Annotated in this window: 7 protein-coding genes; 6 read left to right on the forward strand and 1 reads right to left on the reverse strand. The window is 60.5% G+C overall.

Annotation, left to right across the window (positions count from 1 at the left end):
* The first annotated feature begins 646 nt into the window (after nucleotides 1-646).
* From chvE to RIN13_RS19435, 6 genes are all read left to right on the forward strand, one after another.
* Nucleotides 647-1,762, forward strand: coding sequence for a multiple monosaccharide ABC transporter substrate-binding protein (gene chvE, locus RIN13_RS19410; protein WP_309108952.1), 1,116 nt, complete (start codon nucleotides 647-649; stop codon nucleotides 1,760-1,762).
* A gap of 108 nt (nucleotides 1,763-1,870) precedes the next feature.
* Complete coding sequence (gene mmsA / locus RIN13_RS19415) at nucleotides 1,871-3,379, forward strand: multiple monosaccharide ABC transporter ATP-binding protein (RefSeq protein ID WP_375164801.1); 1,509 nt, start codon at nucleotides 1,871-1,873, stop codon at nucleotides 3,377-3,379.
* A gap of 2 nt (nucleotides 3,380-3,381) precedes the next feature.
* Nucleotides 3,382-4,584 carry a multiple monosaccharide ABC transporter permease gene (gene mmsB, locus RIN13_RS19420; RefSeq protein WP_309108954.1) on the forward strand — a complete coding sequence of 401 codons (1,203 nt, stop codon included), beginning with the start codon at nucleotides 3,382-3,384 and terminating at the stop codon, nucleotides 4,582-4,584.
* Nucleotides 4,585-4,617: 33 nt separating this feature from the next.
* Nucleotides 4,618-5,874, forward strand: a complete 1,257-nt coding sequence (locus tag RIN13_RS19425; RefSeq protein WP_309108955.1) for an ROK family transcriptional regulator — start codon at nucleotides 4,618-4,620, stop codon at nucleotides 5,872-5,874.
* A 115-nt stretch (nucleotides 5,875-5,989) separates the two neighbouring features.
* Nucleotides 5,990-6,901 carry an aldose-1-epimerase gene (locus RIN13_RS19430; RefSeq protein ID WP_309108956.1) on the forward strand — a complete coding sequence of 304 codons (912 nt, stop codon included), beginning with the start codon at nucleotides 5,990-5,992 and terminating at the stop codon, nucleotides 6,899-6,901.
* Nucleotides 6,902-7,075: 174 nt separating this feature from the next.
* On the forward strand, nucleotides 7,076-7,336 hold the full coding sequence (locus tag RIN13_RS19435; RefSeq protein ID WP_309108958.1) for a hypothetical protein: 261 nt from the start codon (nucleotides 7,076-7,078) through the stop codon (nucleotides 7,334-7,336).
* Between the two features lie 215 nt (nucleotides 7,337-7,551).
* Here RIN13_RS19435 and RIN13_RS19440 read toward each other — a convergent pair whose 3' ends face one another.
* Nucleotides 7,552-8,808, reverse strand: coding sequence for an FAD-binding protein (locus RIN13_RS19440; protein WP_309108957.1), 1,257 nt, complete (start codon nucleotides 8,806-8,808; stop codon nucleotides 7,552-7,554).
* Nucleotides 8,809-8,819 lie beyond the last annotated feature (11 nt).

Here is an 8,819-nt window from a genome sequence, read left to right on the forward strand (position 1 = left end):
AAAACTCCTGGGCTGTCGGCTCCGCTGCCATTGCTGCCGCCAGGTCCTCCGGGACCTCCACAATCCGTGGCTGTGTGTCCACTTCCAGCTCCACGTCCACAGTCTCCCCCGCGGAGACCCCGATGTACTCCCGGTTCTGCGTGCTGAGCGAGATCAGGTTCTGTCCATCGGTCACTGCGATGCTGCTGCGTATCCCGATCGTGCTGCTCGGACCAGTGCTGGCTTAACCACCAGGACAGGGTCGCGTCGGTAACCCCGCGGAACCGGTCCTGGACGGACCCCGGTTAGAGCCGCCCGCCGCGAGTACTGGCATCCAGTACCTTCAAGCTTCGGATCCAGAGAAGTTTTCCGCTTGGGCTCGCACAACGGTCTTTGGCGGTGTCAGCAACTTATGCCTCTTGCGGCAACATTTACGGCAAACAGCTGAATGAACGCAAACGGATGCAGGTGGTACGGGCCGCTTCAGGCCGAACTGAGACTTGCATCACCGGCCATTCGGGTATAAGTTTGACCCAACAACATTTCCCCTTGGTTCGTCGCAGAGACCATCCTGACCGCCGGTTGGCCTCCTTGGTTCAGATCCGAGAGGTTCGGCGTCACCGAAAATTCACAAGCTGTTGTGCTGTTCAGAGAAGAAAGAAACAACATGTCACTAAGCAAATCCCTTGCGGCCGCCGGTACGGTTGCTGTCCTGTCTCTCTCGCTCGCTGCCTGCGGTGGCGGCGCGGCACCTCAAGCAGGGGGTGGGGGCGGCCAGGACTGCAACGTGGGAATCTCGATGCCGACGAGGAGCCTCGAGCGCTGGATCAATGACGGCGAGGGCCTCCGCTCGAAGCTGGCATCTGCCGGCTGCACCGTTGATTTGCAGTACGCAGACAACAAGACGGACCAGCAGATTAGCCAGATCCAGAACCAGGTGGCGGGCGGGTCGAAGATTCTTGTCGTCGCCGCCATCGACGGCGCTGCCCTGGCACCGGTCCTCGCTGAGGCCAAAAAGCAGGATGCGACTGTCATCGCCTATGACCGTCTGATCAACGGCACCGAGGACGTTGACTACTACGCGACGTTTGACAACTACAAGGTGGGACAGCTGCAGGGCCAGTACGTTGAGGAGACCCTGAAGCTCAAGGACGGCAAGGGACCGTTCAATCTTGAAGCATTTGCGGGAAGTCCCGACGACAACAACGCGAAGTTCTTCTTTGCCGGTGCCTGGGACGTGCTTTACCCCTATATCCAGAAGGGCCAGTTGACGGTTCCGTCGGGTAAGGCCCCGAAATCCGCTGCTGAATGGGCGTCCATCGGCGTCCAGGGGTGGGCCAGCGACAAGGCCCAGGCTGAAATGGACAACCGACTGTCCTCTTTCTATGGCGGAGGAAAGAAGGTGGACGTCGTCCTCTCTCCGAATGACAGCCTTGCCATTGGAATTGAGGCATCCCTGAAATCGGCAGGTTACAAGCCGGGTGCGGACTACCCGATTATTACAGGCCAAGACGCTGACAAAGCCAATGTCAAGGCAATTCTTGCAGGCGAACAGTCGATGACCGTTTGGAAAGACACCCGCGTTCTGGGCGAGCAGGTCTTCAAGATGGTGAAGTCAATCGCAGACGGGCAGCAGCCCGAGGTGAATGACACGAAGACCTATGACAACGGTAAGAAAGTAGTTCCTTCGTACCTGCTGGTCCCCGAAGTTGTCACAGAGGACGCGGTCAAGTCGAAGCTTATCGATTCAGGTTTCCTCAAATCCTCCGATGTCGGTCTCTGACCTAGAAACCATGCCAGGGTGCGCCGGCCGTTCGGTGAGCGCACCCTGGCATCCGGAATATTGAGACCAAAACGAAGGGGAGTAACCGTGAATGTGCCCATCCTGAGGATGTTGGACATCACCAAGGACTTCAGTGGGGTGAGGGCGCTGGACGGGGTTTCGCTCGAGGTTGCCCGGGGTGAAGTCCATGCGATCTGTGGAGAAAACGGCGCAGGCAAGTCCACGCTGATGAAGGTTCTATCCGGCGTTTATGGACACGGGACCTACGGCGGCGTCATCGAGTTCGAAGCGGAAGAGGCGAGCTTCAGATCGATCAATGACAGCGAGGCCAAGGGCATCGTCATCATTCATCAGGAGCTGGCGCTCAGCCCCTACCTGTCAATCGCCGAGAACATTTTCCTCGGCAACGAACGCGCGCGAAACGGCGTCGTGGACTGGAACAAAACGAACCTGGAAGCATCTGCTCTCCTTGCCCGCGTAGGGCTTAGGGAAAGCCCAGCAACGCGGGTGCTTGAACTCGGGGTGGGGAAGCAGCAGCTGGTGGAAATCGCCAAAGCACTCTCCAAGAGAGTAAAGCTGCTCATCCTCGATGAACCGACGGCGGCTTTGAATGACGAAGACTCCGAGCACCTGCTCAATCTCCTGGAGCACCTGCGCGAACAGGGAGTGACCAGCATCATCATTTCCCACAAATTGAAAGAAATACGCCGCATTGCTGACCGGGTCACCATCATCCGCGACGGAAAGTCGATCGAGACGATTGACATGCACGGGCCTGATGCCACGGAAAGCCGCATCATCCGGTCAATGGTGGGCAGGGAATTGACCAGCATGTTCCCGCCGAGGAAGCCAGAAATCGGCGAAGAAATATTCCGGGTCGAAAACTGGAGCGTTTATCATCCAGTGGATCACACGAGACGAGTTGTGGACGGCGCATCCTTCCACGTCCGGGCAGGAGAAATCGTCGGCTTCGCCGGGCTCATGGGCGCCGGCCGGACCGAGCTGGCGATGAGTATCTTTGGCCGGCTGTACGGAAGGAACATATCGGGCACGGTTTATAAGCACGGTAAGCCCATAGACGTCCACACCGTGGAAGCAGCAATAGCGAACGGCCTCGCCTACGCCACGGAGGACCGGAAGCGGTACGGCTTGAATCTGATCGGAAACATCACCGTGAATGTCTCAGCTGCCGCCTTGTCAAAGCTGGCTCGCTGGGGGGTAATCGACCGCCACAGGGAGTACAAGGTCGCCGAGTCATACCGGGAACGGATGAATATCAAGGCCCCCGGGGTCGATGCCATAACCGGAAAACTGTCCGGCGGGAACCAGCAAAAAGTCGTCCTGAGCAAATGGATCTTCTCCGGGCCGGACATCCTCATTCTCGACGAACCCACCCGTGGAATCGACGTCGGTGCGAAGTACGAAATCTACGGCATCATCAACGAACTCGCAGCACAAGGAAAAGCTGTCATCGTCATCTCCTCGGAACTGCCGGAACTGCTCGGCCTTTCGGACCGGATATACGCCATTTCCGAAGGCCGCATCACCGGCGAAGTTCCACGCGAAGAAGCGGACCAGGAAGTGCTGATGCACTACATGACTGCTGGAAAGGACTAACCATGAGTACCGACACCACCCTCAAGCCCACGCCCAAGGCCCCACCGCGGAAATCGCCGATCAACCTTCGTCAGTACGGACTCCTGGCAGCGTTGGTCATCATCGTCGCCTTGTTCCAGTTCCTGACCAACGGCCGGCTCCTCATGCCCGGCAACGTGAACAACCTCATCCAGCAAAATGCTTACGTCCTGATCCTGGCCATTGGAATGGTGATCGTTATCATCGCCGGGCACATCGATCTGTCAGTTGGTTCAGTGGTGGCGATGGTCGGGGCCGTAACCGCCATTGCCATGAACAACTGGGGACTGCCCTGGTGGGCCGCGGTGATTCTCGGTTTGCTTCTGGGCGCAGTGGTCGGTGCGTGGCAGGGGTTCTGGATAGCCTTCGTAGAGATACCCGCCTTCATCGTTACCTTGGCGGGAATGCTGCTGTTCCGCGGGCTGACCCTTGTCCTGCTGACCGGCGGAACCATCAGCGGATTGCCCGCACCCTTCACCGCCATAGGCGCCGGCTGGCTGCCTCCAGTCTTTGGTGAGGTCGCACAAAGGGACAGCCTCACGCTCCTCATCGGGATCGTCGCTTCTGCAGCCCTTGTGCTCCAACTCATCCGTACCCGGAAGACGCTCCAACGGCTTGACCTGCCGAGAGAACCCGTCTCATCCTTCGGTATCAAAGCCGCAGGCGCCGTCATAGGCATCATGGCGCTGGCCTGGCTGCTCGCCGGCTACAACGGTACGCCGATCATCCTGATCATCCTCGCGGTCCTTATTCTGGTGTACACATTTGTCTTGAACCGCACTGTGTTCGGCCGCCACATCTACGCCATGGGCGGCAACCTCTTCGCGGCTGAGATGTCAGGAGTCAAGACAAAATGGGTCAACTTCCTGATCTTCGTCAACATCGGAGTGCTCTCAGGATTGGCGGGTGTTGTCAGTACGGCCCGAGCGGGTGGCGCTGTGGCCTCTGCAGGCCAGAACTATGAACTGGACGCCATCGCGGCCGTATTCATTGGTGGTGCCGCCGTTCAAGGCGGAATAGGCACGATCATCGGTGCGGTCATTGGGGGCCTCGTCATGGGTGTGCTTAATATGGGTTTGTCGATTCTCTCCGTCGATGCTGCCTGGCAAATGGCCATCAAGGGTCTCGTGCTTCTCCTGGCCGTTGCTTTCGATATTTTCAACAAGCGCCGCTCAGGCGGAAGATGAAAAGCGACTACTACTGATTTTGAGAGGCATAGGGTGACTGTTTCACGCCTGACCAAACTCCACGGTGTGCAGGGAACCCACCCTAAGGCGCTGCAGACCCCGGATACCATCAGACGCAACAATCTGTCGTTGATCTTGGGCCTGCTCCACAGGGAAGGACCCCAATCGCGGGCCCACCTGACCAAACGCACGGGGTTGAATCGGTCAACCATTAGCGCCCTGGTAGCCGAACTAGGAGAACTGCGGCTCGCCTACGAAACAGAATCTCCTGCCATAGGGCGCGTCGGACGGCCCAGCCCCCTTGTTCATCCCAACGAAAAAATAGCGGCCCTGGCTATAAATCCAGATGTAGATGCCGTCACGGTCGGGCTTGTCGGCCTGGGAGGCCGCGTCCATCGAAGGATTCGGTATGAAGCCGCCACCCAGCCTTCCGTGAGGGAGACAGTGAGCATCAGCCGGGCCATCATAGAAGGAATGCAGGCCGAACTGGAGGCCATGGAGCGCATTACAGGAGTAGGAGTTGCCGTACCCGGACTGGTCAGGTCTGACGACGGCCAAGTGCTCCTGGCGCCGCACCTCCAGTGGACCAACGAGCCATTGTCGGCTTCCCTGGAGCAGGCCTTGGGCCGTCCGGTGCATGCCGGGAACGATGCCACGTTGGGATCGCTGGCGGAAAGCATCTACGGGGCGGCCGTCGGATATTCAGACGCGGTTTATCTTAATGGAAGTGCCAGCGGCATCGGCGGCGGAGTCATTTCCGGTGCCAGGCCTTTGCGCGGCTCTGCTGGTTTTGCCGGCGAACTCGGCCACACACTGGTGCGAACCGATGGGGAGAAGTGCCATTGTGGCAGGTCCGGGTGTTTGGACGCTGAAGTCCGCCTTGAACGGCTGCTTGTTCCGCTCGGCCTGGTCCGGGCTGACCAAGCAGAGCTGGAGCGGGCCATTGCTGAACGCCCTTCCCGGGAGCTACAAGAGGAAGTTGAAAGGCAAATTGACCTCCTTGCGGTGGCGCTGACGAACTTTGTGAACACTTTCAACCCGGAAATAATCGTGCTCGGGGGATTTCTGGGATCAATCTTTGACCTGGATCCAGAACGTCTTGTCGCGGCCGTAGCCAAAGAGACCATAGGCGGGCTGGGAGCCGGGGTAAAGATCAAAAGAGCAGTCCTGGGATCAGAGTTGCTGTTGGTTGGTGCCGCAGAACTGGCATTTGCCCAGCTTCTCTCTGACCCCGCAGGGGTGGTCGCGCCCGGCCCTCACCAGCCTGAGGAACGGCGAACGGCCGAATAGCCTTCGCCTTGACTAACCTTCTCCTTGACCCCGCAACTTCCTCTGATGTCCGCCAAAGCACCGCGATGCCCAGCGCGGACCTACCCTGGCGCAGCATCCTCCTGGAAGGAACAGCATGTCATCAATCGCCAATCCCAACGGGGAGCTGATCTCTCTCGAGGCAGGGGAGTACAAGGCAACTGCGACCACGGTAGGAGCAGGGCTGCAGAGCCTCACTTTCCAGGGCCAGGACCTTGTTCTGCCCTTCCCTCCGGACGAGCTGCCACCGGCATATGCCGGCAAAACCCTCATGCCCTGGCCTAACCGGATCCAAGGCGGCGCATATGGCTTTGGGGGGCAGCGATACGAAGTGCCCGTCAATGAGGCGGCCACCGGCAGTGCACTGCACGGACTCGTGCTCTGGCGCGAATGGCAGGTGGAGCGGCATTCATCTGAAGAGGTGACGCTCACGCACCGGCTGCATGGTCAACCCGGGTATCCGTTTCAGCTCGAGCTTTCGACCCGGTACAGGCTGGAGGCAGATTCGGGGCTCATGGTGGAGCTGAGGGCTGAGAACTGCGGCCAGTCGCGTGCGCCCTATGGCTGCGGCTCCCATCCCTATGTGACCGTCGGCCGGGAGGACATCTCCAACTGTGAGCTCAACTTCACGGCCGGCAAGGTGCTGCTGACCGATGAAAAGCTCCAACCCGCTGACCTGATTGACTCCAGGGGAACCGAGTTCGACTTCTCCGTAGCCAGGCTGCTCCGTTCCCAACGGCTGGACCATGCCTTCACTGCCCTTCCCGCGGGCAGGTGGGACGTCACCCTCCGAAACCCCGCGCTGAGGCTTTCTGCGGTGGTCCAATCCACGGGCGCCGATGCCCCCTGGCTGCAGCTGTACTCCGGAGAGCTGCGCGATCGTCAGGGACTGGCTGTTGAACCCATGAGCTGCCCGCCCGATGCTTTTAATTCAGGCCAGGATCTCATTGTCCTGGAGCCCGGCCAGGCGCACGTTATGAGTTACCGCATCCTGGCGCTGGAGGGCTAGCCTCAGCGTCGAAGAGCGCTTCCTATAGGGTGCCCCTGGAGCGCCTGCAACTCGCAGTGAGCTGGGCCCGCCACGGCACAGCCTTCCATCCGGCTCGGGTAGTGGTGTGCCTGAATACCCTTAGAAAGGCATCGGAAGTCCCCACAGACACTGGGCCAGCGAGGTCAAGGCTGCGTGTTGGCCGTTGGGGAGGACATCACGGTCCAGTTGTTGTGCCCCTATGGCGGAGGCCACCGTGCTCAGGGGTCAAGGGACGAAGGAACCGCCGGGGCCGGAAACGGCTGCGCCTCCCTGCACACGCCAGGCGATGACCGTTCCCGTCTGACCTACTTCAAAATCCTCTGCGACGAGAAGCTCTGGGACGATGAAGAAGGAAACCGCCGTTGCATTCTGGACCCGTGGCGCCGTTCTTCGCCGCTCATGGGGCCGCCTTGAACAGCGGCTCATCGGAAACGGCTCCCGCCGCCGCTTTCACTACTCCGAGCCCTGTCAGGCGCAGTAATTGCTTACCTGGCTGGCGGACGAGTCTGGGCCTCAGGGCCAGGCTGTTCCGCCTGGAGGGGCCGGTTCGCCATACGACAGCCCGGCGGCAGCGGGCGGGGGCGGGGATGTGGCAAACGGGCGGATCGGGGGCGGTCATCTTGACAGCGTCAGGCGCCGAATACGGTGCGTTCCAGGAAGCGGTTCCGGAACTTGCCAAAGGGATCCAGACTCTCCGCCAGGGCCATGAAGTCGCCCAAGCGCGGGTACATCGGCCTGATGGCGGCGGCACGGGCGTCGAACAGCTTCCCCCAGTGCGGGCGGGCTATGAAAGGGGCGAGTTCTGCCTCAAGCAGAGGCAGCACGGCCTGGACGGCGGGCTGATCCTGGCGCCACGTAAAGTGCAGACCGATGCCATCGCGGTCGTAGTTGGGGCTCAGCCAGAGCTGGTCTGCCGCGATCGTGCGGATCTCTCCGATGAGCAGCAGCGGAGTCACCATGTCAGAGAGGCTCCTCATGGTGCGAAGGGCGTCCGTGGCATGCTCGCGCGGGATCAGGTATTCACTTTGCAGCTCGTCTCCCTTGCTCGGGGTAAATTCCATCCGGAAGTGGGCCAGCCTGTCGGACCAGGGCCCGGGAACGCCAAGCTGATGCGTGCAGTTCCTGCCGGACACGCCGGGTAGGGGATGCCTTGCCTCGGTGGCGGGGACCGCCCCGAGGAATCCGGATGAACCGCCGCCGTGCCGCTGATCCCCCGCACGGCTCTTGAACCAGGCCTGCTGCACCGCCGCTCCGCTCCAGTCGGTGAACAGGCTCACGCTGTACGCGGAAGACGTTACCTCGTCGAAGTTCTCCAGAACCTCATCCCAGGCCAAGCCCTCATACACCCTTTGGCTGACCTGGAATGCGGGTTCGATATCCAAAGTCAGGCTGGTGACGATGCCCAGGGCGCCCAATGCCACGACCATGCCCTCAAAGTATGCGTCCCCGCGGCGGGCAGAGAGCATGCCGCCGTCAGCGGTGACCATCTCCAGGCCTGCGACAGCGGTGGCCAAATTACCGTTGGCATCGCCCGAGCCGTGTGTTGCCGTCGCAACGGCTCCGGCTACCGAGATATGAGGCAGGGAAGCCAGGTTGTGAAGCGCGAAGCCCTGCCGGTTAAGTTCAGCGGCGAGGGTCCCGTAACGCGTGCCCGCGCTTACGGTAACTGTCATGTTTAGCGCGTCTACGCTGATGCTCTCGTCCAGAAGGTCAAGGACCGCCAACGTACCTTCGGTGTCCGCAATGTCGTTGAACGAATGGCGGGATCCGAGTGCCTTTACACGGTCTGCACCGGCAACCAGCTCCTGCAGCTCCTGCCTGCTGGCTGGGCGGGCGATCAGGGGAGCGTGGTAGGCGTAATTGCCGGCCCAGTTACGTCCGGTCACGAGCTGATCCA

It is taken from the genome of Arthrobacter sp. (genome assembly GCF_031179985.1).
Lineage (GTDB): Bacteria > Actinomycetota > Actinomycetes > Actinomycetales > Micrococcaceae > Arthrobacter.